The sequence below is a fragment of the Arthrobacter caoxuetaonis genome (assembly GCF_023921125.1).
GTDB lineage: Bacteria > Actinomycetota > Actinomycetes > Actinomycetales > Micrococcaceae > Arthrobacter_B > Arthrobacter_B caoxuetaonis.
The window spans coordinates 91,173-116,072 of record NZ_CP099466.1; the positions used below are offsets into that span (position 1 = coordinate 91,173).

The window sequence follows — 24,900 nt, forward strand, 5'->3', positions numbered from 1 at the left end:
TTGAGCTGCGCCTGTGATCGAATGGTGCCATGGAAAGCAACCAGCAGCACCTGAGTGCCGCAACCGCCAGCCGTTTGGTGAACTGGGACTTCGCAGCTGCCACGGCCGCTGCCCTGGTGGCCCCCGGACCCAAGATGAGCCGCCGCGAAATCCAGGCCGCCGTAACTGACCTGCGCCGCCTCGCGGATGAATCCGTGACCCACGTCCACCGGATTACGGGCCTGGATGCAGCGGAGGACCTGCGTGACTCGCAGGTCCTGATTGTCGACCGTGCGTCCTGGGCCAAAGCGAACTCACAGAGTTTCGCCGCCCTGATGAACCCCATGCTGCAGCACCTGGCCCAGACGCGCCCGGAGGCAGTCAACGCCACGAATACCGCCGTCGCCGGGACGCTGACCGGTGCCGAACTCGGTGCCGTGCTGGCATTCCTGGCCAGCAAGGTGCTGGGCCAGTACGACCCCTTCGCAGCGCTGGCAGCGGATAACCCGTCCAAGACCGGCGGCCGGCTGCTACTGGTGGCCCCGAACATCATCAGTACCGAGCGGGAACTGAATGTTGAGCCCCGGGACTTCAGGCTCTGGGTCTGCCTGCACGAACAGACCCATCGGGTGCAGTTCGCTGCGGCCCCGTGGCTGCGCGACCATATGCTGGACCAGATCCGGCAGCTCAGCAACGGACTGATGGACAAGGCGCAGGGCTTGCCGGAGCGGATTAACCAGCTGGCCAAGCAGCTTTCCGCCGCTGCCGGAACAGGGAAGGCCGTTGAATCTTCGGACGGCGTTCCCGCACGGCAGATGGACGTGCTGACCCTTCTGCAGGATCCGGAAGACAAAGCCCGGCTCTCCCACATCACGGCTGTCATGAGCCTGCTGGAGGGCCACGCCAACGTGGTGATGGACGCAGTCGACTCCAGCATCATCCCGAGCGTGAAGACCATCCGCCGCCGCTTCAATGACCGCGGTGCCAACCGGGGCTGGCTGGACAAGTTCTTCCGCAGGGTGATGGGGCTGGACGCCAAGATGCGCCAGTACGCGGACGGATCCAGGTTTGTCCGGTCAGTGGTGGACAAAGCCGGCATGCAGGGCTTCAACCGGGTCTGGGAACGTGCGGAAAACCTGCCCACCGAAGCGGAGATCCACAACCCGGACCTCTGGATCCAGCGGATGGGGCTGTAACCCGCACGTGAATGATTCCCAAACGCATCCCCTCGTTCCCGCAGTACGCGCCCGTAAGCGGCTGAACCCCACGCTGGGCAAGGCCCGGGCCATGCTGCGGGAATTCCTGCTCGACGCCGGCCTGTCCCCCGGCGGCGAGGCCCCGCCCGTGCTCCTGGTCGCGTGCAGCGGCGGCCCGGACTCCCTGGCCCTCGCCGAGACGGCGTCCTTCTTCAACCGGCGCGGTGACTATCGGGTCGGTGCCGCCGTCGTTGACCACGGGCTTCAGCCCGGATCTGCCGAGGTTGCCGCGCAAGCTGCTCAGAAGCTGGGTGCCATGGGACTGCACCCGGTCACCATCCACCGTGTCCGGGTTCCCGAATCCGGCATGGGACCCGAGGCTGCCGCCCGCAGCGTCCGGTATGAAGCACTTGATGCCGCCGCCGAGGCGGCCGGAGCCGACGCCGTCCTGCTCGGCCATACCCTGGACGACCAGGCCGAGCAGGTGCTCCTTGGCCTGGCCCGCGGATCCGGGACCAGGTCCCTTGCCGGCATTCCGCCCCGCCGCGGCCGTTACCTCCGTCCGTTCCTGGGGCTGCGCCGCGATGAGGTTGAAGAGATCTGCGCCGCCCAGGACCTTGACCCCTGGCACGATCCGACCAACGCGGACCCGGCCTACGCACGGTCCCGGGTGAGGACCGAGGTGCTTCCGTTCCTTGAACAGGCGCTGGGGCCGGGCATTGCGGAGGCGCTGTACCGCAGTTCCCGGATCCTGGCACAGGACGCCGATTACCTGGACGGGCAGGCCGCCGAAACCTATGCGCGGCTGCGCAGCGAAGCGCCGGATTCGGGCAGCCCGGATGAGATCCTCCTCTCGGAAGACGGCCTTCGGGCGCTGCCCCCGGCACTGAGGCAACGGGTGCTGGCCCTGGCCGCCGCGGAGCTCGGAGCCGCCCGTCCCAGCTGGGAAAGGGTGCGCGCAGTGGAGGCGCTGCTGCGCCGGGAGGGCTCGGCCGGGCCCGTCCAGCTGGTGGGTAAGGTCAGCGCTTACCGCCAGGTGCGCGGCAAACCGGTTCCCCAAGGTGCCTCAAGCTATGGCAATCTTGTTTTTAGGAAAAAGAGCAGCGCCTAAGACCAGCTGCAACATCTCGTACCCGGGAGCCATTCGTGGATTCACACGACGTCCAGTCAGACCTCAAACACGTTCTTTACACCAAGGAACAGATTGCCGAGCGGATCAAGGAGCTGGCGGCGGAGATTGACCGCGACTACGCCGGACGCGATGTCCTGCTGGTTGGCGTCCTGAAAGGCGCCGTCATGGTCATGGCGGACCTCTCACGCGCCCTGCACAGCCACGTCTCCATGGACTGGATGGCAGTGTCCTCCTACGGCTCCGGCACCCAGTCCTCCGGCGTCGTCCGGATCCTGAAGGACCTGGAGACCGACCTGCTGGGCAAGCACGTCCTCATCGTCGAAGACATCATTGATTCCGGCCTCACGCTGTCCTGGCTGCGGACCAACCTGCAGTCCCGCGGACCGGCAAGCGTGGAAATCTGCACCCTGCTGCGCAAGCCCGATGCTGCCAAGGTCGAAATCGACGTGAAGTACGTCGGCTACGAAATCCCGAACGAATTCGTGGTTGGCTACGGCCTGGACTTCGCTGAGAAGTACCGCAACCTGGACTTCATCGGCACCCTGGCTCCGCACGTCTACGAGTAACCTGCACGCAGGTGCCCTGACCCGCCGCCCCTGGTGCCGATTCCCCTTTGGGGGCCGCAGCGGGGGACGGCGGGTTTTTTGTTCCCGCCGGCATGAGCGGAATCACGGCCGGCGGCTACGCCCTGAGGGAACTAAAGCGTCTTTCCGGCCGTGTCTTTTGGGGAGACGGTGTATAGCTAGACATTGCTGCAGCCATCAAGACGGTGCCAGGGGCAGCAAATTCTCGCGCAAGACAAGCGTTGTTGATCAGGAGGGACGGGGCTTTGGCCCTGACGACGAATGAAATCTAAGAACTTCTTCAAGGGACCGATCATTTGGATTGTGCTGGCTCTTGCCGCACTGCTGATCATCCTTCCCAACCTTGCCCCCTCCGGCGCTTCCCAGGTTGACACGAACGTAGGCCTGCAGCTGCTGGCTGACAACAAGGTGGAACAGGCAAAGATCTACGACGGCGAACAGCGCGTGGACCTGACCCTTCGCGAGCCTTATGAAGACAAGGGCGAAAACGTCCAGTTCTTCTTCGGTACGGCCCGCGGCGAGGACATCGTCAAGGCGGTGAACGACTCCGACGTCGACGGCTTCACCGACCAGCCGGTCCAGACCAACTGGTTCACGAGCTTCCTTGGACTCTTCCTGCCCATCATCATCCTCGGCGTTATCTTCTGGTTCCTGCTTACCCGTATGCAGGGCGGCGGGTCCAAGGTCATGCAGTTCGGCAAGTCCAAGGCCAAGCTGACCAACAAGGACATGCCGCAGGTGACGTTCGCCGACGTCGCCGGGGCGGATGAAGCCGTGGAGGAACTCCACGAAATCAAGGAATTCCTGAAGGAACCGGCCAAGTTCCAGGCTGTCGGGGCGAAGATCCCCAAGGGTGTCCTGCTCTACGGCCCTCCAGGCACCGGCAAGACCCTGCTGGCCCGCGCCGTGGCCGGCGAGGCGGGTGTTCCGTTCTACTCGATCTCCGGTTCGGACTTCGTGGAAATGTTCGTCGGCGTGGGCGCCTCCCGCGTCCGCGACCTCTTCGAGCAGGCCAAGAACAACGCGCCGGCAATCATCTTCGTTGATGAGATCGACGCCGTCGGACGTCACCGCGGTGCCGGCGTGGGCGGCGGCAACGACGAACGCGAGCAGACCCTGAACCAGCTCCTAGTGGAGATGGACGGTTTTGACGGCAACACCAACGTCATCCTGATCGCCGCCACCAACCGCCCGGACGTCCTGGACCCGGCGCTGCTGCGCCCGGGCCGCTTCGACCGGCAGATCGGCGTGGAAGCCCCGGACATGCAGGGCCGCCTGCACATCCTCCAGGTCCACGCGAAGGGCAAGCCCATGGCTCCGGGCGTCGACCTGGAAACCGTGGCGAAGAAGACCCCCGGTTTCACCGGCGCGGACCTTGCCAATGTGCTCAACGAAGCTGCCCTGCTCACTGCGCGTTCCAATGCGCAGCTGATTGACGACCGCGCCCTGGACGAGGCAATCGACCGGGTGATCGCCGGGCCGCAGAAGCGCAGCCGCGTGATGAAGGAACTCGAGCGCAAGATCACCGCGTACCACGAAGGCGGACACGCACTGGTAGCCGCGGCGCTGCGGAACACCGATCCGGTCACCAAGGTAACCATCCTGCCCCGCGGCCGGGCACTGGGCTACACCATGGTGCTGCCGCAGGATGACAAGTACTCGATCACCCGGAACGAGCTGCTGGACCAGCTGGCCTACGCCATGGGCGGGCGCGTCGCCGAAGAAATCGTGTTCCACGATCCCTCCACCGGCGCGTCCAATGACATCGAAAAGGCCACCTCCACGGCCCGCAAGATGGTCACGCAGTACGGCATGAGCGAGCGGATCGGCTCCGTGAAGCTTGGCTCCGGCGGCGGGGAACCGTTCCTGGGCCGGGACATGGGCCAGGAACGCAACTACTCCGACCAGGTTGCCTACGTGGTGGATGAAGAAGTCCGCCGGCTGCTGGATAACGCCCACGACGAGGCGTACCAGATCCTTACCGAGAACCGGGATGTGCTGGACCGTCTGGCCCTGGAACTGCTCGAGCGCGAGACCCTGAACCAGGCCGAGATCGCGGTGGTCTTCAAGGACGTCCGCAAGCGTGACCTCCGGGAAGTCTGGCTCTCCAAGCCCACCCGTCCGGTGCATGACATTCCCCCGGTGGTCTCTCCCCGCGAACGGGAACAGGCAGCGGCCGCCGGCGAACCCGACCCGGACACCGTGGCCCCGCAGGACCAGATTGCGGACGCCGAGATTCCGCAGGACTTCGATGTTTCCGCGAACGGGCTTCCCGAGCCCGAGAGCAGCGGGCGGGGCAGCCATACCGGCTCCTCCAACCGCAGCGAATAGCGCAAGAACTGACGGCCGGGGCACCTGCTCCGGCCGTCAGGGTACCTTCAGCGTCCACGGTAGGATCGTGCAGTGACGGATTTCGACGACGAACTGACTTTGGCCGAGTTGAATGAGGCCGCCTCAGAAGTGGACCAGCCCCGCATTGAGCGGGCGGTGCGCGAAATTCTCCTTGCCATTGGAGAGGATCCGGACCGCGACGGCCTCAAGCAGACGCCGTCCCGGGTGGCCAAGTCCTACGCGGAGATCTTCGCCGGGCTGCACCAGAGCCCAACGGACCTGCTCGCCACCACTTTCGAGCTGGACCATGAGGAAATGGTGCTGGTCAAGGACATTCCGTTCTACTCCACCTGCGAGCATCACCTCGTTCCCTTTCATGGTTCTGCGCACATCGGCTACATCCCGTCCCACGACGGGAAGGTCACCGGGCTGAGCAAGCTTGCCCGGCTGGTGGACGTCTACGCCCGGCGCCCGCAGGTCCAGGAACGGCTCACCACCCAGATTGTTGACGCCCTGATGGACAACCTGCAGCCCGTCGGAGCGATCGTCGTCATTGAATGTGAACACCTGTGCATGTCCATGCGCGGAGTGCGGAAGCCGGGGGCCAAAACGGTAACCTCGGCCGTGCGCGGCCAGCTGCGCGAGACCGCCACGCGCGCTGAAGCAATGAGCCTGATACTCGGACGATAGGACGACTCCATGGATTCGCTAGCCGCCACTCCCGGAACCGGGCCTGCCACCAACCCGTTGCCGGTGATTCGCCCCGCTGCGAAGCAGCGCCGCTTCGAGGACCTGCCCACGGGACGGACCCTGGTGATGGGGATCCTGAACGTGACCCCGGATTCCTTCAGCGACGGCGGAGACCACGCCACCACTGACGCGGCGATCCGCGCGGGACTCAAAATGCACTACGACGGCGCTGACATCATCGACATCGGCGGGGAATCCACCCGTCCGGATGCCGAGCGGATCAGCCCCGAGGAAGAACAGCGGCGGATCCTGCCCGTTGTCCAGGCGCTGGTGAAAGCCGGAGCGCTGATCAGCGTCGACACCATGAACGCCTCCACCGCCGCAAAGGCCATTGAAGCCGGAGCCGGACTGATCAACGACGTTTCCGGCCTGCAGCTCGACCCGGAGATGCCGGAACTGATTGCGCGCACGAAGGTTCCCTACGTCCTGATGCACAGCCGCGGAAGCGTTCGCAGCCAGGATCCGAAGGCGGACTACGGCGACGTGGTCGAGGACGTCATCGCTGAGCTCACCACACTGCGCGATACGTTCTACGACGCCGGCGTCACTCCGGAGCAGATCATCCTGGATCCGGGACTTGGCTTCGCAAAGAACGCAGAACACGACTGGGCACTGCTGCGAAACGTGGACCGCCTTACCCTGCTGGGCCACCGCGTGCTCATCGGAGCCTCACGCAAGCGTTTCCTGGGCTCCCTGCTGACAACGGCAGGCAAGGCCGCGAAGCCGGCCGAGCGGGACAACGCGACCCTGGCAACCACTGCCCTGGCCGCCAGCCAGGGCGTCTGGGCTGTCCGGGTTCACGACGTCGCAGCCAACGCGGACGCCGTCAAAGTCGCCGCAGCCTGGCAGGGCTAACCCGTGGCCGACGCGCTCCGCGACCGGATCCGGCTCACCGGGCTGAAGGCAACGGGCTTCCACGGAGTCTTCGACCACGAACGGCGCGACGGCCAGGAGTTCACCGTTGACCTGGTGCTGCACACGGATCTTCGTCCGGCGGCCGCCGCAGACGACCTCACCCTGACAGCGCATTACGGCGAACTGGCGGAGCAGGTCTGCGCCATCATTGCGGGTGATCCGGTAAACCTGATCGAGACGCTTGCCGAACGCATTGCATCCCATGTCCTGGAGGCCTTTCCGGTGATCGACGCGGTGGACGTTACCGTGCACAAGCCCCACGCTCCGATCACGGTTCCCTTTGGCGACGTCGAGATCCTCATCCACCGGGAACGGGCATGAGCGCAGCAGTGCGGACCGTGCTGGCGCTGGGCAGCAACCTGGGCGAATCCCGCACCACCCTCTCCGACGCCGTCGCCGCCCTCGCGGACCATCCGGCCATGAAGCTTGTGGCGGTTTCCCCCGTGGCGCGCACCAAGCCGGTGGGCGGACCCGAGCAGCCTGACTACCTGAACCTTGTTGCGGCCTTCGAGACAACGCTGGACCCGCACCAGCTCCTTGAGCACTGCCACCAGGTGGAAAACCTGCACCAGCGCACCCGAGAGGTGCGCTGGGGTCCCCGGACGCTCGACGTCGACATCATCACGTACGGCACCGAGCATGTTAACGACGACGACCTGGTGATTCCGCACCCAAGGGCGGCAGAGCGGGCTTTTGTGCTGCAGCCATGGGCGTGGATGGATCCGGACGCGGTGCTGGAAGGGGAACCGGTGGCAGAATTGGCCAGCCGGGCGCAGGACCATTCCGGAGTAGAGCTTTTCGAGGGGGAGTGAACCCAAACGTGAGGACCATTCGGTACCGCTGGCTGGCAGTCGTAGCGGTGGTCTGTGGAATCGCCGGCTGGCAGGTCAATGCCTGGGCCACACGCAACGGCTTCCCTTCACCGGTCCTGGGTTTTTCCGCCCTGCTCACGCTGGCTTTCATCGTGGGATTCACCCTCTTCCTGGGCCTGCGCGTGCGGCGCTGGCGGGACGGTGACCGCGAGAAACCGCTTGACCCCATAGCCGCAGCCCGCACGCTGGTGCTGGCGCAGGCCACGGCCTATGCCGGAGCGTTGCTGCTGGGATGGCACGGAGGAATCTTCCTGGACCAGCTTGGCCTCTGGGAGATGCGGCCAAACCACGCGCCGACGTGGGCTTCGCTTGCCATGTCAGCCGGCGGGATGGTCATGATCGCCACAGGACTGGTGGTTGAACGGTTCTGCAAACTGCCGCCCGAGGACAAGGACGGCCGAGAAGACAATATGCCTGACGGCGGGGGAGAGTATGCATAGCCAAGCAATTGATCCGGAGGGACTGCAGTGGCAGCGGGTATCACCGCGCTACCTGACCCTGCGCCTGCTCTCCCTCGCGATAGAAGCCGTCATCACGCTTGCCGTGTTCAGTGTTCCCCTGGTGCTGCGCAGCCTGGACATCTGGGGCGGCTTCCCCGCCTGGATCGCCTGGGGACTCCCCGCCGTGTTCCTGGCCGGCTTCGTGTGGCGCGGCGTCCTGCTGCCCCGCCAGGTCCGCGCCATTGGGTACGCGGAACGGAACGAGGACCTGCTGCTGCGCTCCGGAATCTTCTTCCAGCGCACTCTGGTGGTGCCCTATGGGCGGATGCAGTACGTCGACGTCGCCGTGGGACCCCTCGAGCGGCTTTTTGGGCTCTGCACGCTGAAGCTGCACACTGCGTCCACGGGTACCAACGCCACCATCCCCGGTATCCCCGGCCCTGAAGGCGCCCGGCTGCGCGAGCACCTCTCCGCGCGCGGCGAGGCGCAGCTGGCGGGACTGTGACTTCCCCGGAGGACCCCGGCGCTTCGGACGGCCCGGAGCTGCCCGCACCGGGTCCCGGAGCCGAATGGAAGCGGGTCCACCCTGTCTCTCCGCTGGTCCGCGGTTGGATCGCACTGGCGGCCATTGCCTATTTCGTGGGCCGCGACCAGGTCGAAGGACTTTTCCTGCGGGAGGAGTCCTCCGGCCCGCTGCCTCCGGGAACCCCCCTTCTCTGGGGTGTCCTGGCCCTCGTCGCCGTCCTTGTGGTCATTTCGGTCGTCTTCTTCCTCTCCTGGTGGTTCACCCGCTACCAGGTCACCGCCGAACATGTGCGGGTCAGGTCCGGCGTGCTCTTCCGCCAGCACCGGCAGGCACGCCTGGACCGGGTGCAGGCCATCGACATCAGCCAGCCGCTGCTTGCCCGGCTTTTCGGGCTGGCCGAACTCCGGTTCGAGGTTGCGGACGCCGGAGAGTCAGCCGTCCGGCTGGCCTTCCTGCGCCTGGACGACGCCCGCACCCTGCGGGCAACCATCCTTGACCGTGCGTCCGGCGCCGAGCCTTCCGAAGCCGCGCCCGGTGAGCCCGGCATGCCCTCGGAAGCTCCGGAACAGCCGGTCCTGGCGCTGACCCCGGGACGGGTTATCGGCGCCACGCTCCTGTCCGGAAATACCGTCTTCCTGCTCATCGCGGCAGCGGCCATAGCCGTCGTCACTGCCCTGACCGGGGAAGGCATTTCCCTGGCGGCCCTCATCCCGGTGGGGCTGGCCGTCGCCGGCGGTTACTGGTCGACGTTGAGCGGTGCCTGGAACTTCCGCGCAGCGATCTCCCGTGATGGAGTCCGGATCCGCTACGGACTCCTGGATACCCGCACCCAGACTGTTCCACCGGGACGCATCCAGGCGGTGGCCGTCAACCAGCCCCTGCTCTGGCGCCTGACCGGCTGGTACCGGATCTCGATTAACGTGGCCGGATACGGCGCCGCGGCCGGGAACGACGCCGCCCGGACCCGCCTCCTGCCGGTGGGAACCCTCGATGAAACACTTCGAATCCTCGCCCTGGTGCTGCCGAACCCCGGAACCGCGGACCCGGTGGGACTCTTCACCGCCGGGATCCAGGGCAGCGGGGAGGACTACGGCTTTACGGTTTCACCCCGCCGCGCCCGCTGGGTTGCACCCCTGCAGTGGCGGCGCAGCGGCTATGCCCTAACCGAGACAGCCCTGCTCAGCCGAAGCGGCCGGCTCTGGCGCAGCCTCGCCGTCGTGCCGCATGAACGCATCCAGTCCATGGCACTGGAACAGGGCCCGCTGGCCCGGAAACTGCGGATCGCAGACCTGCGCCTGCATTCGACGCCAGGGCCCGTTTCCCCGCGGATCCGCCAGCTGGAGGACTCCGTGCTGCTGGAGCTCTTCAGTGAGCAGTCTGTACGGGCAGCCGATGCCCGCCGCCGGGACCGCACCGAACGCTGGCTGCACCGCGAAACGGCAACCGGACCGGCAGGTCCCGGAGCTGGGCTGCCGACTCCGGCAGCACCGACAGCACCCGCAGGACCCGCAGCACCGGCGGAAGCGGAGCAGCCTGGCGAGGCAGCGCATCCCGCACCACAGATGGAGGAAAACTGGAATGAACACCGCTGATCAGCGCCGGCGCGGACGGCTGGGAATCGGCGTCATCGGCGCAGGCAAGGTCGGCGCCGTCCTGGGAGCCGCACTGCGGGCGGCCGAGCACGCCATAGTAGGCGTTTCGGCCGTTTCTGATGCGAGCAAGGAACGGGCGGAGAACCTCCTGCCGGGTGTTCCCATCCTGGAGATTCCAGACATTGTTGAGCGCGCGGAACTCGTGCTGCTTGCCGTGCCCGACGACGCCCTGGAGCCGTTGGTCTCCGGCCTCGCCGCAACTGGTGCCTGGCAGGCAGGCCAACTCGTGGCACACACGTCCGGACGCTTCGGCACGGCAGTCCTGGAACCGGCACGGCAGGCCGGAGCGATTCCGCTGGCGATCCACCCGGCCATGACGTTTACCGGCATGAGCCTGGACCTCACCCGCCTGGCGGACTGCTCCTTCGGCGTGACCGCTCCGACCGCTGTGCTGCCCATCGCCCAGGCCCTGGTCGTGGAAATGGGTGCCGAGCCCGTGGTCATCGATGAAGCCGACAGGGTGCAGTACCACGCAGCCCTGGCCCACGCCTCGAACCATCTGGTGACCATCGCCGCGCAGTCCTCGGAACTCCTGCGGGGCCTCGGCGTGGAACAGCCCGAACGGCTGCTCGGACCGTTGATGCGCGCGTCGCTGGAGAACGCTCTGGCGTCCGGGGAACATGCACTGACCGGTCCCGTAGCCCGCGGAGACACTGGAACCGTAGCCGCGCACTCGGCTGCCCTGCGCTCCGGCGCTGCTCCGGACCTTGCCGCCGCCTACCAGGCGCTCTCCACCGCAACCGCCCGGCGGGCTGTTGCCCGCGGACTTCTTACCGAGGCCCAGGGAGAGGCCATCATAGAAGTATTGAATTCCCAACCCGAAGGACCCCGGTGAACCACCCCCGGCTGGCAACAACCCCAGCAGAGCTCAGCAAGGCAATCACGGAACTCCTCGAGGCGACCGGCAAGGACCGGCCCGCGCTCGGACTGGTTCCCACCATGGGAGCCCTGCACCAGGGGCACGCAGCCCTGGCGCAGGCCGCCCGCGCAGACAATGACGTAGTCGTCGCCAGCATCTTCGTGAACCCGCTCCAGTTTGACGATCCCGATGACCTGGCCCGCTACCCACGGACCCTGGAAGCGGACCTCGCGCTGCTGGGGGAGGCGGGCGTGGACATCGTCTTCGCGCCGGCCGAAGAAACCATGTACCCCGGAGGGGCGCCCCTGGTCCGGGTCAGTTCCGGGGACCTGGGGAACCGGTTTGAAGGAGCCTTCCGGCCCGGCCATTTCGACGGCGTCCTCACCGTCGTCGCGAAACTGCTGCACTGCGCCCAGCCGGCGGTCCCGGCGGAGTACCGGGCCTACTTCGGGCAGAAAGACGCGCAGCAGGTAGCCCTCATCCGGCGCATGGTCGCTGATTTGAACTTCCCCGTGCAGGTCTTTCCCGTCCCGATTGTCCGGGCCGAAGACGGACTGGCAGAGTCCAGCCGCAACGTTTTCCTGGGCCCGGAACAGCGCAAAGACGCCCTGGTGCTTTCGCAGGCGCTTTTCCAGCTGCAGGAACGCGCAGCCGCGGGCCGGCCGCTGGACCTGCCTGCCGCCGTCGAACTCATCACTTCACGCGGCGGCGTCGAACTCGACTATTTCGAGGTCGTGGATCCGCTTACCCTCGCAGCACTGCCGGCCGGCCCCTCGGACACCCTTTCCGGCCCGGCGCTGGCGTTGGTCGCGGCCCGTGTGGGCAGTATCCGCCTGATCGACAACGCGGAACTTAGCGGCTAAGGACCGGGGCTGCCCGCTGCGGGTCCGGCGCAGCGCGCACGGCTGGGTAGACTTAAGGACCGTGACCTCCTCTAATCCCGTTCCCGAAGCAGCAGACACCTCCGAGCAGATGCGCATCCGCGCTGAAAAGCGCGCCAAGCTGCTCGAGCGCGGTGACGAAGCCTATCCCGTAGGAGTCGCACGAACGCACTCGCTGCGCGAGGTCCGGGAAAAGTTCGGGCACCTGCAGGCAGACGAGGCCAGCGGCGAAACTGTCGGCGTCTCCGGCCGCGTGGTGTTCATCCGCAACACCGGAAAACTATGCTTCGCGACCCTTCAGGAAGGCGACGGCACGCGCCTGCAGGCCATGCTCTCGCTGGCCTCGATCGGCGAAGAAGCCCTGGCTGACTGGAAAGCCACCGTAGACCTGGGTGACCACGTCTTCATCCGCGGCGAAGTGATTTCTTCCCGCCGCGGGGAGCTGTCTGTGATGGCGGAGTCCTGGTCCATGGCCTCCAAGGCCCTCCGGCCGCTCCCCGTGCTGCACGCCGGCCTGAACGAGGAAACCCGTGTCCGCCAGCGGTACGTGGACCTGATGGTCCGTGACGAAGCCCGGGAGATGGTCTACAAGCGGGCGTCGATTATCCGTGCCGTCCGCGACACCCTGCATGACCACGGCTACGTCGAGGTCGAGACCCCGATGCTCCAGCTCATCCACGGCGGTGCGGCCGCACGGCCGTTCGAAACACACCTCAACGCGTTCGACCAGCCGATGACCCTGCGCATCGCCACCGAGCTCTACCTCAAGCGCGCCGTCGTCGGCGGGATCGAGCGCGTTTACGAGCTGGGCCGGATCTTCCGCAATGAAGGTGTGGATTCCACTCACAGCCCAGAATTCACCACCCTGGAGTGCTACGAGGCCTACGCCGACCAGTATGTGATGGCGGACCGGATCAAGGAGATCATCCTTAACGCCGCGGATGCGGCTGGAAGCCGGCAGATCGAGACTGCCGAAGGCGTGATCGACCTGGACGGTGAGTGGCGCTGGCTCTCCGTCTACCCCGGCCTGTCCGAGGCTGTGGGGGAGGAGATCACTCCGGACACGGACGCTGCGACCCTGCGCCGCATCGCCGAAGAGCGCGGCGTGAAGGTCGACCCCAAGTGGGACGCCGAGAAGCTGGTCATCGAGCTCTTTGGTGAGATCGTTGAGCCCACACTGCTGCAGCCGACTTTTGTGTACGACTACCCTCCGTCGGCGCAGCCGCTGGCCCGCCCGCACCGGGAGGACCCCCGCCTGATCGAAGCCTGGGACCTGATCATCGGCGGTATGGAGCGGGGAACTGCCTTCTCCGAGCTGATCGACCCGGTCATCCAGCGTGAGCGCCTGACTGAACAGTCCCGCCGCGCTGCCGCCGGCGATGATGAGGCTATGGCACTGGATGAGGACTTCCTCCGCGCACTCGAGTACGGCGCTCCGCCCATGGGCGGCATCGGCCTCGGCATCGACCGCTTGGTGATGCTTTTCACGAACGCAGGAATCAGGGAAACAATTCTGTTCCCCCTGCTCAAGCCGGAAATGGGTTAGAAGATGGAATACGTCGAAGTCCTGCTGCCGTCAATTTGTGTTGCAGCTCTCTTTTATTTCGTCATGAAGGCAGTACTGAACGCGGACCGCTCCGAGCGAAAAGCACTTGCGGAAGCGGAACGTGAAGCCGAGCAGGCCCAGCTGGCAGCGGAACCCAAGAATGATGCTGCCGACGGAGCAGATAAACAATAAAAGTAAAAAATTACCTCCCCGGCTTTGACGAGACATTGCCAATTGCGCCATACTCGAAAGCGGTCCCGTTATTTTAACGACATTCGCCGCTTGTACTGCATAGGAGCCTGACATGGCGCAAAAGGTAAAAATCATTCTGGTTGATGATGTTGACGGTGGAAGTGCGGATGAAACCGTGCGTTTCGGCCTGGATGGGTCACAGTACGAGATTGACCTCTCGACTGACAATGCGAAGAACCTGCGGGCTGCTTTGAAGCCTTATGTTGATGCCGGACGCAAGACCGGAGGACGCACAGGCCGTCCCCGCGGCACCGGCGCATCCCGGAGCAACGAAGCCGCACAGATCCGGGAATGGGCACGCAGCAACGGCTACACCGTTTCGGAGCGCGGCCGCGTCAACAGCGAGATCATCGAGGCTTACCGCGCAGCCCAGGGCTAACTGCCCCCCAGAGGTCACGCCCATGGCGAACACGGCCCTTAACCCGGGCCGTGCGCCGTAGCATCGAATTACGCGTTAGCTAGGAGTGTGCCTCATGTTTGAAAGATTTACCGACCGTGCCCGTCGCGTTGTCGTGCTTGCCCAAGAAGAGGCCCGCATGCTCAACCACAACTACATCGGGACCGAGCACATCCTGCTTGGACTCATTCATGAGGGCGAAGGCGTAGCCGCTAAGGCCCTTGAATCCCTGAGTATTTCCCTGGGTGCTGTGCGCGAACAGGTGCAGGAGATCATCGGCCAGGGCCAGCAGGCTCCGTCCGGCCACATCCCCTTCACCCCGCGGGCCAAGAAGGTACTTGAGCTCTCGCTGCGGGAAGCCCTGCAGCTTGGGCACAACTACATCGGCACCGAGCACATCCTGCTCGGCCTCATCCGTGAAGGCGAAGGCGTTGCGGCGCAGGTCCTCGTCAAGCTCGGGGCCGACCTGAACCGCGTCCGCCAGCAGGTCATCCAGCTGCTCTCCGGCTACCAGGGCAAGGAGCCCGTCTCGGCCGGCGGCCAGCAGGCCGAAGGCCAGCCGGCAGGCTCGGTGGTCCTGGACCAGTTCGGCCGCAACCTCACCCAGGCGGCGCGTGAAGGAAAGCTTGATCCGGTCATCGGGCGCGAGCACGAGATGGAACGGGTAATGCAGGTGCTTTCGCGCCGCACGAAGAACAACCCCGTCCTGATCGGTGAGCCTGGCGTCGGCAAGACGGCCGTCGTCGAAGGCCTCGCGCAGTCGATCGTCCGCGGTGATGTCCCTGAGACCATTAAGGACAAGCAGCTCTACACCCTGGACCTCGGTTCACTGGTGGCCGGTTCCCGTTACCGCGGTGACTTCGAGGAACGCCTGAAGAAGGTCCTCAAGGAAATCCGTACCCGCGGTGACATCATCCTCTTCATCGATGAGATCCACACCCTTGTGGGTGCAGGTGCCGCAGAAGGCGCCATCGACGCAGCCTCTATCCTGAAGCCGATGCTGGCCCGCGGTGAGCTGCAGACCATTGGTGCCACCACGCTCGACGAATACCGCAAGCACATCGAGAAGGATGCAGCGCTTGAGCGCCGCTTCCAGCCGATCCAGGTCAACGAGCCGTCTGTTGCCCACGCGATCGAAATCCTCAAGGGCCTGCGTGACCGCTACGAAGCCCACCACCGCGTCTCCATCACGGATGCCGCACTGGCTTCGGCAGCGACCCTCGCCGAACGCTACATCAGCGACCGCTTCCTGCCGGACAAGGCCATCGACCTGATCGATGAGGCCGGTGCCCGGCTGCGCATCCGCCGCATGACGGCTCCGCCTGAGCTGAAGGAAATCGACGAGCGCATCTCCGCTCTGAAGATGGAGAAGGAATCCGCGATCGACGCGCAGGACTTCGAGGGCGCTGCCTCGCTGCGGGACAAGGAGCAGAAGCTCCAGGACCAGCGTGCGGAGAAGGAGCGCCAGTGGAAGTCCGGCGGCCTGGATGACATCGCCGAGGTGGACGAGGAGCTGATCGCAGAGGTTCTCGCCAACTCCACCGGCATCCCCGTGGTTAAGCTGAACGAAGAAGAATCCACGCGGCTGCTCAAGATGGAAGATGAGCTGCACAAGCGGGTCATCGGCCAGGACCAGGCCATCAAGTCGATCTCGCAGGCCATGCGCCGTACGCGTGCCGGCCTGAAGGATCCGAAGCGCCCGGGCGGCTCGTTCATCTTCGCCGGTCCCACCGGCGTCGGTAAGACCGAGCTGGCCAAGGCACTGGCTGAGTTCCTCTTCGGAGACGAAGAGGCACTCATCACGCTGGACATGTCCGAGTACTCCGAGAAGCACACGGTCTCGCGGCTGTTCGGTGCTCCTCCCGGATACGTCGGTTACGAAGAAGGCGGGCAGCTGACCGAGAAGGTACGCCGCCGTCCGTTCTCCGTGGTCCTGTTCGACGAGGTGGAGAAGGCCCACGCTGATCTCTTCAACTCGCTGCTGCAGATCCTGGAAGACGGCCGCCTGACCGACTCGCAGGGCCGGGTGGTGGACTTCAAGAACACCATCATCATCATGACGACCAACCTTGGCACCAAGGACATTTCCAAGGGCGTCATGACCGGCTTCCAGTCCGGCACCGACACGAAGACCGGCTACGACCGGATGCGTGCCCGGGTTACGGAAGAGCTGCGACAGCACTTCCGCCCCGAGTTCCTCAACCGTGTCGATGACACCGTGGTCTTCCCGCAGCTGACCCAGGAAGAGATCGTCCAGATTGTGGACCTGTTCCTGGAGCGCCTGGGCAAGCGCCTGGCAGAAAAGGGCATGAGCATCGAGCTCACCCCGGCTGCCAAGGTTCTGCTCGCAACGCGCGGCTACGATCCCGCCATGGGTGCCCGGCCGCTGCGCCGCACCATGCAGCGCGAGATTGAGGACCAGCTCTCCGAGAAGATCCTCTTTGGGGACCTGAAGCCCGGCGAACTGGTTTCGGTCGACGTGGAAGGCGAGGGAGACGAAGCAACGTTCACCTTCACCGGACACGGAGCCCCCCGCGCCATCGAAGAGGCCCCCTCGGCCATTGAAGCCGGTGTGGGCGACGCAGGCAACGCAAACTAGAGCACTAAAGCAAAGAAGCCCCCGGGATTCCGGGGGCTTCTTTGTGTCTTCCTCCGTGCCCGCCCGCAAGGGAGTCCGTTGCAGAAGTCCTAGACTGAACAAATGACGCTTACCGCACAGACAGCACAGGTCACCGTCCGCCGAGCCCGCACCTCCGACGTCGCTAAGATCCGCGAAATGGTGGCGCCGCTGGCCGAGGAGCGGGTGCTGATCGCGAAAGAAGCGGTGGCGTACTACGAAGGGCTCCAGGAATTCCGGATCGCGGAGGACCCGGCAGGCAACGTCGTGGGCTGTGGTGCCCTGCATGTGATGTGGGAGGACCTGGCCGAGGTCCGGACGCTGGCAACGCACCCCGGTTGGCGCGGGCGCGGCGTCGGACACATCCTTCTTGAACAGCTGCTTTCGGACGCCGCGGAAATTGGTGTCACGCGGGTTTTCTGCCTCACCTTTGAAGTTGACTTCTTTAAGCGCCATGGCTTTGTCGTGATGGAAAACCAGTCCGCCGTGGATCCCGAGGTGTATTCGGAACTCCTGCGCTCCCACGACGAAGGTGTGGCGGAATTCCTCGACCTGGCCCGGGTGAAGCCGAATACCCTCGGTAATACGCGCATGATCCGCACTGTTCGCGCATAGAAGAACTGAGCTTGATAAGTGGCCGCATCACCCCCAAACCGCTAAGCTAAGCATACTTAGCATCACAAATGCAGGCGGTCATTCCTTATCCGGAAGGACAGCCTGCCGATCAGAAAGCGGGTACCTCTTATGGGCGCAGACGACAAGATGCAGAACAAGGGCGAAGAAATCGGCGGCAAGGTCAAGGAAGGCCTTGGCAAAGTCACCGGCGACCGCAGCATGGAGGCTGAAGGTCAGGGGGACCAGACCAAGGCGAACATGAAGCAGGCCGGCGAACACGTCAAGGACGCTTTCAAGGGCAAGTAGCCCGCTCTCGGGATAACCTCCCGCCTACGCTCCCGGTCGCTGTTGTCGCTGCTGGCCGGGGAACACTGAAGGAAGGGCGTAACGCCCTTCCTTCAGTGCGTCCGGGGGAAGTTTCCAAGCCTGTGCAGCGTCCCTGCAGAGCGGTAGTGTGGCTCTCAGTCAGCGGGCGTGGGCCAGCGTGGATGCCGGTCCCGGTCTTACCCCGTTTTGTGGGCAAAGGAGAGTTCGGACAATGAAGAAACTCATCAATGATCCCCGCTCGGTGGTCGCTGAATCCCTGGAGGGTTTCGCGCAGGCCCACGGCGACATCGTGAAGGTGCACGCAGATCCTGCCTACGTCCTGCGCGCCGATGCTCCCGTGCACGGCAAGGTCGCCCTCGTTTCCGGCGGCGGCAGCGGCCATGAACCGCTCCATGCCGGGTATGTCGGCAAAGGCATGCTGGACGGCGCCGTGCCCGGGGCCGTCTTCACGTCCCCCACACCGGACCAGATCCTCCCCGCCATCACGGGGACAGACTCCGGCGCGGGCGTCCTGCTGATCGTCAAGAACTACACCGGGGACATCCTGAATTTCGAGACTGCAGCCGAACTGGCCCAGATGGAGGACATTCAGGTCCGCACGGTGGTGGTCAACGACGACGTCGCGGTGGAGGATTCGCTCTATACCGCCGGACGGCGCGGGGTTGGCGGCACTGTGCTGCTGGAGCGCATTGCGGGTGCGGCGGCGGAACGCGGAGACTCGCTGGACTCAGTGGCGGCCATTGCCGAACGCGTCAACGCCAACGTGCGGTCCATGGGAGTCGCCCTGAGCGCCTGCACGGTTCCGCACGCCGGTGAGCCAAGCTTTGAACTGGCCGAGGACGAAATCGAACTGGGGGTGGGCATCCACGGCGAGCCCGGCCGCCGTCGCATGCCGATGGCCGCTGCTGACGCCATCACGGACCAGCTCCTCGAACCGGTTCTCTCAGATCTAGGTACAGGCTCGGGTGAGCGTGTGCTGCTCTTCGTCAACGGAATGGGCGGCACTCCGCTCAGTGAGCTCTACATCGTGTACCGGCATGCAGCCAAGGTCCTGGCGGACCGGGGCATCCATGTTGAGCGGTCCCTGGTGGGCAACTACATCACGGCCCTGGAAATGCAGGGCGCGTCGGTGACGGTGCTGAAACTCGACGACGACATGATCGATCTGTGGGACTCTCCGGTTCATACCGCGGCCCTGCGGTGGGGGGTGTAGGAATGGAACTCGATGCCCAGTGGGCTGCAGCATGGATGCGGGACGCGGCTGTGTCCCTCTCGGATAACCGGCAGCGGCTGATCGACCTTGACCGCGCGATCGGCGACGCCGACCACGGTGAGAACATGGACCGGGGATTCAGCGCCATCGTCGAGAAGCTCGACGCTGACGGCGTGCCGGCCACGCCCTCGGACGTCTTCAAGACTGCCGCGATGACGCTCATGTCCAAAGTGGGCGGCGCCGCCGGGCCGCTCTACGGCACGGCGTTCCTGCGCGGAGCTGCGGCTGTGGCCGGGAAGGACGCCCTGACCGCGGACGACGTCGCAGCTTTCCTTGCAGCGGCGCGCGACGGCATCGTGAGCCGGGGGAAGGCCGAGCCCGGGGATAAGACCATGGTGGATGCTTTCTCCCCGGCGGTGGAAGCTGCGCAGACAGCCGCCTCAGCAGAGGCCAGCGGCCCGGAGGCCTTGGATGCAGCTGCCAACGCGGCCGAGGCGGGGCTGGCGGGCACCGAACCGCTCATCGCCCGGAAAGGCCGGGCAAGCTATCTGGGTGAGCGCAGCGCCGGGCACCTTGATCCCGGTGCCGCCTCGACTGCGCTCATCCTCAAGGCCGCTGCCCGTGCGGCGGGGGAGCAGGCATGAAGGTAGGACTGGTCATCGTCTCCCACAGCGAGAAGCTCGCTGAGGGCGTCTGCGACCTTGCCGGACAGATGGCGCCCGATGTGGCGATCATTGCTGCGGGCGGAACGGATGACGGCGGGATTGGCACCAGCCTGGAGAAGATCACGGCAGGCATAGCCCGGGCCGACGGCGGTGCAGGGGCCGCCATCCTGGCGGACCTGGGGTCTGCGGTCATGACCACGGAAATGGCCCTGGAGTTCCTGGATCCCGAGCAGTCAGAGAGGGTGCGCCTGGCTGACGCTCCGCTGGTCGAAGGTGCGGTGGCGGCAGCAGTGGCTGCCCAGACCGGCCAGCCGCTGGAAACCGTGATCCGGGATGCAGAGGCCACAGCGGCCTCCATGGCCGGGGCAGCGGCCGCCCCGCCGCAGGACAGCGGCCAGGCGCCTGCCGACACGCTGGACGACATAGACCAGGACGACACCGGGGTGCAGGAAGCCTCCTGGGAACTGATCAACCCGATGGGCCTGCATGCACGGCCGGCAGCAGCCGTGGCGCAGGCGATGGCCGACCTGGACGCAGAGATCACCATCAACGGCGTTGACGCTAAATCCGTGATGATGCTGATGACGCTGGGGCTGAAGGCGGGGGACACCCTGACGGTTTCGGCGCATGGGCCGGACGCCGAGCGGGCCATCGAGATGCTCGGACTCGAGGTCCGCAACGGGTTCGGCGAGATCTAGGAAGCCGAGATTTAGGAAACAGAGCCCCTACGCCGGCAGCCGGACACCCGCGTCTGAAAGTTCTGCCAGTCCGTCGCGCAGCAAACCTGCCAGAGCGCGTTCCAGCTGCTCCTGCGGTGCGGAAAGCGCATGCAGTGCCCCCAGCGGGCTCAAGGAGGAGTCTGCGGCCGGAGCGCCGAGATCCACCGGACCGGTGAGCAGCAGTTCGCGGAGCACCGGACCCTCGGCCTGCCGCAGGACCGCCATCATGGCGCCGCGCACCTGGCGGTCGGTCCCGTGCCAGGCCTGGCCCTTGGGGATGTAGTGCGGCTCCGGGCGCCCGGCCTGCACCCAGGCGCAGTTACTGAGCACGGGGCACTCTTCGCAGCGGGGACTGCGGGCCGTACACACCATGGCTCCCAGCTCCATCACCGATGCGTTCCAGGCGACAGCTTCAGCGTCGGCGTCGGGAAGCAGCGAGTCAGCCAGCCGCATTTCCGCAGCTGTCAGGGACTGGGAAGGAAGGGCATTGCCGGTGATCAGCCGGGCATGGACACGGCGGATATTCGTATCCACTACGGTTTCCCGGCGTCCAAACGCGAAGGACGCGACGGCGGCGGCTGTATAGTCCCCGACGCCGGGAAGGGTGAGCAGGGCGGCATGGGTATCCGGGACCTTGCCGCCGTGTACTTCCGTGATCGCTGCGGCGGCTGCATGAAGGCGCAGCGCCCGGCGCGGATACCCCAGCCGGCCCCACGCGCGGACGGCCTCGCCGCTGGGTTCAGCCGCGAGGGCGGCAGGCTCGGGCCAGCGTTCCATCCACTCGTGCCACACGGGCAGGACGCGCACTACGGGCGTCTGCTGAAGCATGACCTCGCTTACCAGGATGCCCCATGGGCTGCACTCCGGATCGCGCCAGGGAAGGTCACGGGCATTTTCGGCGAACCAGCCGTTAATGCGGGCATGGAGCTTCCGTTTGTGCTCCGGTTCCATCCGCTGCTCCCTCTGTCTGACCACCAATACTCTACTGACCGGCGTGGTGTGCGCAGTAATCCGCCGCTGCCTCCCTAGCCTTAACGCATGGCGGGAAAAAAGCCCCAGGGCAAGCCGGGCCGGGGAGGCACTGCCGGCGCGAAGGCCAAGCCTCGCGGCGGCAGCGGCTCCCGTATGCCTGCGCGTCCCAGCAAGGCTGTCGCCCGCAGGCGGCGCCTGGTGCTGCTCCTGGCCCTGCTGCTCGTCATAGCGGGCGGGGTCTGGGGAGCCACAGCACTCGCCGGAGCCCTTTCGCGTCCCGGCAACGCGGATGCCGCAGAACCTTTTCAGTCCGCGCCGACTGCCTCGCCGTCAGCTGCGGAGAACGACGGCGGCAAGGCCCCGGAGGAGCCGGACGCACCTGCCGAGGGTGAAGCGGATCCCGCTTGTCCGGCCGCGGCAGTCAAGGTCGAAGCAGCCACCGACGCGCCGGTCTATGCCGCCGGGGTGAATCCGGTGCTGAGCCTCACCGTGACGAATACGGGTCCGGAGCCCTGCGAGATCAATGTGGGGACCACACAAATGGAGTTCTCCGTCACCAGCGGTTCGGACCGCATCTTCTCCTCGGTGGACTGCCAGGACGGCGGCGAAGACCTGGTGAAGGAGTTCGCGGCGGGTGCGTCCGAAACGGCCAATTTCACGTGGGAACGGCTGCGCTCGGCGCCCGGCTGCACGGCCGTAGCGAGCAATCCCAACCCCGGGTGGTACGTGTTCACGGCGAGCCTGGGCGGAAAAACCAGCGAGAAAGCTGTCTTCCAGCTGGATTGACGGCCGTTGCCGCGGAGCCTGAGGGGATTACATGAACCGGTCGAGCAGGCTGGTCTCCGCTATCCGGGAAAGTCCTTCGCGCACGGTCCGCGCCCGCTGTTCGCCGATGCCGTCAACCTGCATCAGGTCCTCGATGTTGGCGGCCATGAGGTTCTGCAGGCCGCTGAAGTGGTCCACCAGGCGGTTCGAGACAGCCGGCGGGACGCTCTTGATGTTGCTCAGGAGGCGGTAGCCGCGGGGCTGGACCACTGCTTCGAGGGAATCCTGGCCTGGCTGGAAACCGACAACGGCAGCGATCTTGCCCAGGTCCACCATGTCGGAAGAGCTGAGGTTCTGCAGCGTTGCGACCTGTTCGTCCACATTGCCCGGAGTGCTGCTGATGTCGGCGTAGTCGCGGACAATCATTTCGCTTCCCGGGCCCAACCCGGTTGTGAGCTCTTCGAGCTGGAGGGAGAGCAGGCGCCCGTCGACTCCCAGTTCAAGCACGTACTGCGAGATCTCCTCGGAGATCCGGCGCACCATTTCCTGGCGCTGGAGTGTGACGGCGACGTCGCGGACAGTCACCATCGCCTCGATCTCCAGTGCGGAGAGTGAATTGGTCACCTGGTCCAGGCGGGTGCGGTAGCGCTCCAAGGTGGCCAGAGCCTGGTTGGCGCGGGCCAGGACGGGTTCGGATCCCTCCAGGACGTGGCGCAGGCCTCCGACGTAAAGCTGGATGATCTGCATGGACTGGCTGACGGAAATCACGGGGAAGCCGGTCTGGATGGCAACGCGTTCCGCCGTGCGGTGGCGGGTTCCGGACTCGTGGGTCTCAATGGTGTGGTCCGGCACCAGCTGGACGGCGGCACGCAGGATGTTCGCCCCGTCCTTGTCGCAGACGATCGCGCCGTCCATCTTCGCCAGCTCACGAAGGCGCGTGGAGGAGAACTCAATACCGATGTCGAAGCCGCCGGAGCAGATGGAGTCCACCGTGCGGTCGAAGCCGAGGACAATCAGCGCGCCGGTCCGGCCGCGGAGGATCCGTTCCAAACCGTCGCGCAGGGCGGTTCCGGGCGCCACTCTGGCCAGAGTGGCCTTCAGCGCATCCTCGGGGGTGCGTGCCATTGTCACTTCCTTCCGGCCAGTCCGGCCCACGGGCGTTCTGGGCGTGGGGTGCGCAGACACTTCACCATAGTAATGCGCCAACAGGCCACATTGGCCCCATTGTTCCCGCAGTATGACAGCGAAAGCTCACACCCGCGGGACAGGCGCGCCCTAGAAGAGCAGTTCCAGTGCCTCGGAGAGCGTAGTGACCTCACGTACCTTGAAGCCGGCGGGAACCTGGCCCGGACCGTTGGGGGATGCCGGAACTACGGCATGGCTGAACCCCAGCCGTTCGGCTTCCTGCACCCTGCGGGCTATGCCGGGTATCGGACGGACCTCCCCGGCCAGGCCGACTTCCCCGAAGGCTATGAGCCGGGCAGGAAGAGGCTTGTTCATCTTGGCCGAAGCAACGGCCAGGGCGACGGCGAGGTCGGTTGCCGGTTCGGACAGTTTCACTCCGCCAACGGTGGCAACGTAGCTGTCGTCCTTGGCGAGGTTCATGGAGGCGCGCTGCTGCAGCACGGCAAGCAGCATGGCCACTCGGGCCGAGTCCAGGCCGCTCGTGGCCCGGCGGGCCTGGGCGTTTCCGGTTTCAGCCAGCAGAGCCTGGACCTCGGCAACGAGCGGACGCCGCCCTTCCAGGGTTACCGTGATGCAGGTTCCGGACACGGGTTCCTTGGTGCGGGAAACGAACAGGCCGGACGGGTCAGCCAGTCCTACGATGCCGTCTTCAGTGAGATCGAAGCAGCCCACTTCGTCCGTGGGGCCGTAGCGGTTCTTGACCGCACGGACCAGCCGGAGGCGCGAGTGGCGGTCGCCGTCGAACTGGCAGACCACGTCCACCAGGTGTTCCAGCAGCCGGGGGCCGGCGATTGAACCGTCCTTGGTGACGTGGCCGACCAGCAAGGTGGTCATGTTCCTGGTCTTGGCCGCATTGATGAGCGACGCCGCGACCTCACGGACCTGGCTGACACCGCCGGCGCTGCCGTCCACCGCGGAGCTGCTCAGCGTCTGCACCGAATCCACGATCAGCAGGGCTGGCTTGACCTGCTCGACCTGGCCGAGCGCCTGGCCCAGGTCGGTTTCCGCACTGAGGTAGAGGCTCTGGGACACCGCGCCGATCCGTTCAGCACGCAGCTTTACCTGAGCGGTGGATTCTTCGCCGGTGACGTAGAGAACGTCCTTGCCCTGCCCGGCTACCCGTGCGGCGACATCCAGCAGCAGCGTGGACTTGCCGACACCCGGTTCCCCAGCCAGCAGGATGACGGCGCCGGGGACGAGGCCGCCGCCCAGCACGCGGTCCAGCTCGCCCACCCCGGTGGGCTGGTAAGCGGCAGTGGTGGCGTCGACGTCAGCGATCCGCTGCGCCGGGCGGGCGACTGTTGCGGCAGGCGTGGTCCGGGCCAGTACTTCCCCGGCTTCCTCCACTGTTCCCCAGGCCTGGCACTCACCGCAGCGGCCCACCCACTTCACGGCGGTCCAGCCGCATTCGGTGCAGCGGTAGTTGGCAGTTTTTGCCCGGGATGTCTTGGTGGCCATGCCAACAGGCTATCTGGCGGCACTGACACGGCCGGCCACGCAGGCCGGCTGC

The 24,900-nt window shown here is 65.7% G+C and carries 26 protein-coding genes; 23 read left to right on the top strand and 3 right to left on the bottom strand.

Annotation, left to right across the window (positions count from 1 at the left end; genetic code table 11):
• Positions 1 to 29: 29 nt before the first annotated feature.
• The 22 genes from NF551_RS00440 to dhaM all read left to right on the top strand — a co-directional run bounded on the left by NF551_RS00440 (position 30) and on the right by dhaM (position 20,447).
• Positions 30 to 1,175 (top strand): zinc-dependent metalloprotease, encoded by a 1,146-nt coding sequence (locus NF551_RS00440; RefSeq protein WP_227896508.1) that lies wholly within the window; start codon positions 30 to 32, stop codon positions 1,173 to 1,175.
• 91 nt (positions 1,176 to 1,266) lie between these two features.
• Entirely contained in the window at positions 1,267 to 2,286 is a 1,020-nt protein-coding gene (gene tilS, locus NF551_RS00445; protein WP_227896589.1) for a tRNA lysidine(34) synthetase TilS, read from the top strand.
• Positions 2,287 to 2,321: 35 nt separating this feature from the next.
• The gene (hpt, locus tag NF551_RS00450; RefSeq protein ID WP_227896509.1) at positions 2,322 to 2,873 is read left to right on the top strand and encodes a hypoxanthine phosphoribosyltransferase; all 552 of its coding nucleotides are present in this window, start codon (positions 2,322 to 2,324) and stop codon (positions 2,871 to 2,873) included.
• A 279-nt stretch (positions 2,874 to 3,152) separates the two neighbouring features.
• Positions 3,153 to 5,222: an ATP-dependent zinc metalloprotease FtsH gene (gene ftsH, locus NF551_RS00455; RefSeq protein ID WP_227896510.1), complete on the top strand. Its 2,070-nt coding sequence runs from the start codon at positions 3,153 to 3,155 to the stop codon at positions 5,220 to 5,222.
• Between the two features lie 72 nt (positions 5,223 to 5,294).
• Positions 5,295 to 5,912, top strand: coding sequence for a GTP cyclohydrolase I FolE (gene folE / locus NF551_RS00460; protein WP_227896511.1), 618 nt, complete (start codon positions 5,295 to 5,297; stop codon positions 5,910 to 5,912).
• Positions 5,913 to 5,921: 9 nt separating this feature from the next.
• The gene (gene folP, locus NF551_RS00465) at positions 5,922 to 6,827 is read left to right on the top strand and encodes a dihydropteroate synthase (RefSeq protein WP_227896512.1); all 906 of its coding nucleotides are present in this window, start codon (positions 5,922 to 5,924) and stop codon (positions 6,825 to 6,827) included.
• A gap of 3 nt (positions 6,828 to 6,830) precedes the next feature.
• Positions 6,831 to 7,208: a dihydroneopterin aldolase gene (folB, locus tag NF551_RS00470; RefSeq protein WP_227896513.1), complete on the top strand. Its 378-nt coding sequence runs from the start codon at positions 6,831 to 6,833 to the stop codon at positions 7,206 to 7,208.
• Positions 7,205 to 7,699 (top strand): 2-amino-4-hydroxy-6-hydroxymethyldihydropteridine diphosphokinase, encoded by a 495-nt coding sequence (gene folK / locus NF551_RS00475; RefSeq protein WP_227896514.1) that lies wholly within the window; start codon positions 7,205 to 7,207, stop codon positions 7,697 to 7,699. Before folB ends, folK begins: the two co-directional genes overlap by 4 nt.
• Before the next feature lie 8 nt (positions 7,700 to 7,707).
• Positions 7,708 to 8,199, top strand: a complete 492-nt coding sequence (locus tag NF551_RS00480) for a DUF3180 domain-containing protein (protein WP_227896515.1) — start codon at positions 7,708 to 7,710, stop codon at positions 8,197 to 8,199.
• Positions 8,192 to 8,704 carry a PH domain-containing protein gene (locus tag NF551_RS00485; RefSeq protein WP_227896516.1) on the top strand — a complete coding sequence of 171 codons (513 nt, stop codon included), beginning with the start codon at positions 8,192 to 8,194 and terminating at the stop codon, positions 8,702 to 8,704. Before NF551_RS00480 ends, NF551_RS00485 begins: the two co-directional genes overlap by 8 nt.
• Positions 8,701 to 10,317, top strand: coding sequence for a PH domain-containing protein (locus NF551_RS00490; protein WP_227896517.1), 1,617 nt, complete (start codon positions 8,701 to 8,703; stop codon positions 10,315 to 10,317). The genes NF551_RS00485 and NF551_RS00490 overlap by 4 nt, the downstream gene beginning before the upstream one ends.
• Entirely contained in the window at positions 10,304 to 11,212 is a 909-nt protein-coding gene (locus tag NF551_RS00495) for a Rossmann-like and DUF2520 domain-containing protein (protein WP_227896518.1), read from the top strand. Before NF551_RS00490 ends, NF551_RS00495 begins: the two co-directional genes overlap by 14 nt.
• Entirely contained in the window at positions 11,209 to 12,099 is an 891-nt protein-coding gene (gene panC / locus NF551_RS00500) for a pantoate--beta-alanine ligase (protein ID WP_227896519.1), read from the top strand. The genes NF551_RS00495 and panC overlap by 4 nt, the downstream gene beginning before the upstream one ends.
• Positions 12,100 to 12,208: 109 nt before the next feature.
• Complete coding sequence (lysS, locus tag NF551_RS00505; protein WP_227896590.1) at positions 12,209 to 13,663, top strand: lysine--tRNA ligase; 1,455 nt, start codon at positions 12,209 to 12,211, stop codon at positions 13,661 to 13,663.
• Positions 13,664 to 13,666: 3 nt separating this feature from the next.
• A complete protein-coding gene (locus tag NF551_RS00510) occupies positions 13,667 to 13,855 on the top strand; it encodes a hypothetical protein (protein WP_227896520.1) in 189 nt (62 codons plus the stop codon).
• 112 nt (positions 13,856 to 13,967) lie between these two features.
• Complete coding sequence (locus NF551_RS00515) at positions 13,968 to 14,294, top strand: histone-like nucleoid-structuring protein Lsr2 (RefSeq protein WP_227896521.1); 327 nt, start codon at positions 13,968 to 13,970, stop codon at positions 14,292 to 14,294.
• Between the two features lie 94 nt (positions 14,295 to 14,388).
• Positions 14,389 to 16,911, top strand: a complete 2,523-nt coding sequence (locus NF551_RS00520) for an ATP-dependent Clp protease ATP-binding subunit (RefSeq protein ID WP_227896522.1) — start codon at positions 14,389 to 14,391, stop codon at positions 16,909 to 16,911.
• 102 nt (positions 16,912 to 17,013) lie between these two features.
• Positions 17,014 to 17,544 carry an amino-acid N-acetyltransferase gene (locus NF551_RS00525; protein ID WP_227896523.1) on the top strand — a complete coding sequence of 177 codons (531 nt, stop codon included), beginning with the start codon at positions 17,014 to 17,016 and terminating at the stop codon, positions 17,542 to 17,544.
• Positions 17,545 to 17,673: 129 nt separating this feature from the next.
• On the top strand, positions 17,674 to 17,850 hold the full coding sequence (locus NF551_RS00530; protein ID WP_227896524.1) for a CsbD family protein: 177 nt from the start codon (positions 17,674 to 17,676) through the stop codon (positions 17,848 to 17,850).
• Between the two features lie 232 nt (positions 17,851 to 18,082).
• Complete coding sequence (gene dhaK / locus NF551_RS00535) at positions 18,083 to 19,084, top strand: dihydroxyacetone kinase subunit DhaK (protein WP_227896525.1); 1,002 nt, start codon at positions 18,083 to 18,085, stop codon at positions 19,082 to 19,084.
• A gap of 2 nt (positions 19,085 to 19,086) precedes the next feature.
• Positions 19,087 to 19,728 (top strand): dihydroxyacetone kinase subunit DhaL, encoded by a 642-nt coding sequence (dhaL, locus tag NF551_RS00540; RefSeq protein ID WP_227896526.1) that lies wholly within the window; start codon positions 19,087 to 19,089, stop codon positions 19,726 to 19,728.
• Positions 19,725 to 20,447: a dihydroxyacetone kinase phosphoryl donor subunit DhaM gene (gene dhaM / locus NF551_RS00545; protein ID WP_227896527.1), complete on the top strand. Its 723-nt coding sequence runs from the start codon at positions 19,725 to 19,727 to the stop codon at positions 20,445 to 20,447. Before dhaL ends, dhaM begins: the two co-directional genes overlap by 4 nt.
• 27 nt (positions 20,448 to 20,474) lie before the next feature.
• On the opposite strand, the gene NF551_RS00550 is transcribed toward dhaM, so the two are convergent.
• Entirely contained in the window at positions 20,475 to 21,419 is a 945-nt protein-coding gene (locus NF551_RS00550) for an HhH-GPD family protein (RefSeq protein ID WP_227896528.1), read from the bottom strand.
• Positions 21,420 to 21,506: 87 nt separating this feature from the next.
• On the opposite strand from NF551_RS00550, the gene NF551_RS00555 reads away from it, so the two are divergent.
• Entirely contained in the window at positions 21,507 to 22,226 is a 720-nt protein-coding gene (locus NF551_RS00555) for a hypothetical protein (RefSeq protein WP_227896529.1), read from the top strand.
• Positions 22,227 to 22,253: 27 nt separating this feature from the next.
• Here NF551_RS00555 and disA read toward each other — a convergent pair whose 3' ends face one another.
• Positions 22,254 to 23,330, bottom strand: a complete 1,077-nt coding sequence (gene disA, locus NF551_RS00560) for a DNA integrity scanning diadenylate cyclase DisA (RefSeq protein WP_227896530.1) — start codon at positions 23,328 to 23,330, stop codon at positions 22,254 to 22,256.
• A gap of 150 nt (positions 23,331 to 23,480) precedes the next feature.
• Positions 23,481 to 24,848, bottom strand: a complete 1,368-nt coding sequence (gene radA / locus NF551_RS00565; protein WP_227896531.1) for a DNA repair protein RadA — start codon at positions 24,846 to 24,848, stop codon at positions 23,481 to 23,483.
• Positions 24,849 to 24,900: the final 52 nt, after the last annotated feature.

Bases quoted from the DNA above. Each gene is read 5' to 3' on its own strand.
- NF551_RS00440 (WP_227896508.1), top strand. From the start codon at position 30: ATGGAAAGCAACCAGCAGCACCTGAGTGCCGCAACCGCCAGCCGTTTG.
- tilS (WP_227896589.1), top strand. From the start codon at position 1,267: ATGCTGCGGGAATTCCTGCTCGACGCCGGCCTGTCCCCCGGCGGCGAG.
- ftsH (WP_227896510.1), top strand. From the start codon at position 3,153: ATGAAATCTAAGAACTTCTTCAAGGGACCGATCATTTGGATTGTGCTG.
- folP (WP_227896512.1), top strand. From the start codon at position 5,922: ATGGATTCGCTAGCCGCCACTCCCGGAACCGGGCCTGCCACCAACCCG.
- folK (WP_227896514.1), top strand. From the start codon at position 7,205: ATGAGCGCAGCAGTGCGGACCGTGCTGGCGCTGGGCAGCAACCTGGGC.
- NF551_RS00485 (WP_227896516.1), top strand. From the start codon at position 8,192: ATGCATAGCCAAGCAATTGATCCGGAGGGACTGCAGTGGCAGCGGGTA.
- NF551_RS00495 (WP_227896518.1), top strand. From the start codon at position 10,304: ATGAACACCGCTGATCAGCGCCGGCGCGGACGGCTGGGAATCGGCGTC.
- lysS (WP_227896590.1), top strand. From the start codon at position 12,209: ATGCGCATCCGCGCTGAAAAGCGCGCCAAGCTGCTCGAGCGCGGTGAC.
- NF551_RS00510 (WP_227896520.1), top strand. From the start codon at position 13,667: ATGGAATACGTCGAAGTCCTGCTGCCGTCAATTTGTGTTGCAGCTCTC.
- NF551_RS00515 (WP_227896521.1), top strand. From the start codon at position 13,968: ATGGCGCAAAAGGTAAAAATCATTCTGGTTGATGATGTTGACGGTGGA.
- NF551_RS00520 (WP_227896522.1), top strand. From the start codon at position 14,389: ATGTTTGAAAGATTTACCGACCGTGCCCGTCGCGTTGTCGTGCTTGCC.
- NF551_RS00525 (WP_227896523.1), top strand. From the start codon at position 17,014: ATGACGCTTACCGCACAGACAGCACAGGTCACCGTCCGCCGAGCCCGC.
- NF551_RS00530 (WP_227896524.1), top strand. From the start codon at position 17,674: ATGGGCGCAGACGACAAGATGCAGAACAAGGGCGAAGAAATCGGCGGC.
- dhaK (WP_227896525.1), top strand. From the start codon at position 18,083: ATGAAGAAACTCATCAATGATCCCCGCTCGGTGGTCGCTGAATCCCTG.
- dhaL (WP_227896526.1), top strand. From the start codon at position 19,087: ATGGAACTCGATGCCCAGTGGGCTGCAGCATGGATGCGGGACGCGGCT.
- dhaM (WP_227896527.1), top strand. From the start codon at position 19,725: ATGAAGGTAGGACTGGTCATCGTCTCCCACAGCGAGAAGCTCGCTGAG.
- NF551_RS00550 (WP_227896528.1), bottom strand. From the start codon at position 21,419: ATGGAACCGGAGCACAAACGGAAGCTCCATGCCCGCATTAACGGCTGG.
- NF551_RS00555 (WP_227896529.1), top strand. From the start codon at position 21,507: ATGGCGGGAAAAAAGCCCCAGGGCAAGCCGGGCCGGGGAGGCACTGCC.
- disA (WP_227896530.1), bottom strand. From the start codon at position 23,330: ATGGCACGCACCCCCGAGGATGCGCTGAAGGCCACTCTGGCCAGAGTG.
- radA (WP_227896531.1), bottom strand. From the start codon at position 24,848: ATGGCCACCAAGACATCCCGGGCAAAAACTGCCAACTACCGCTGCACC.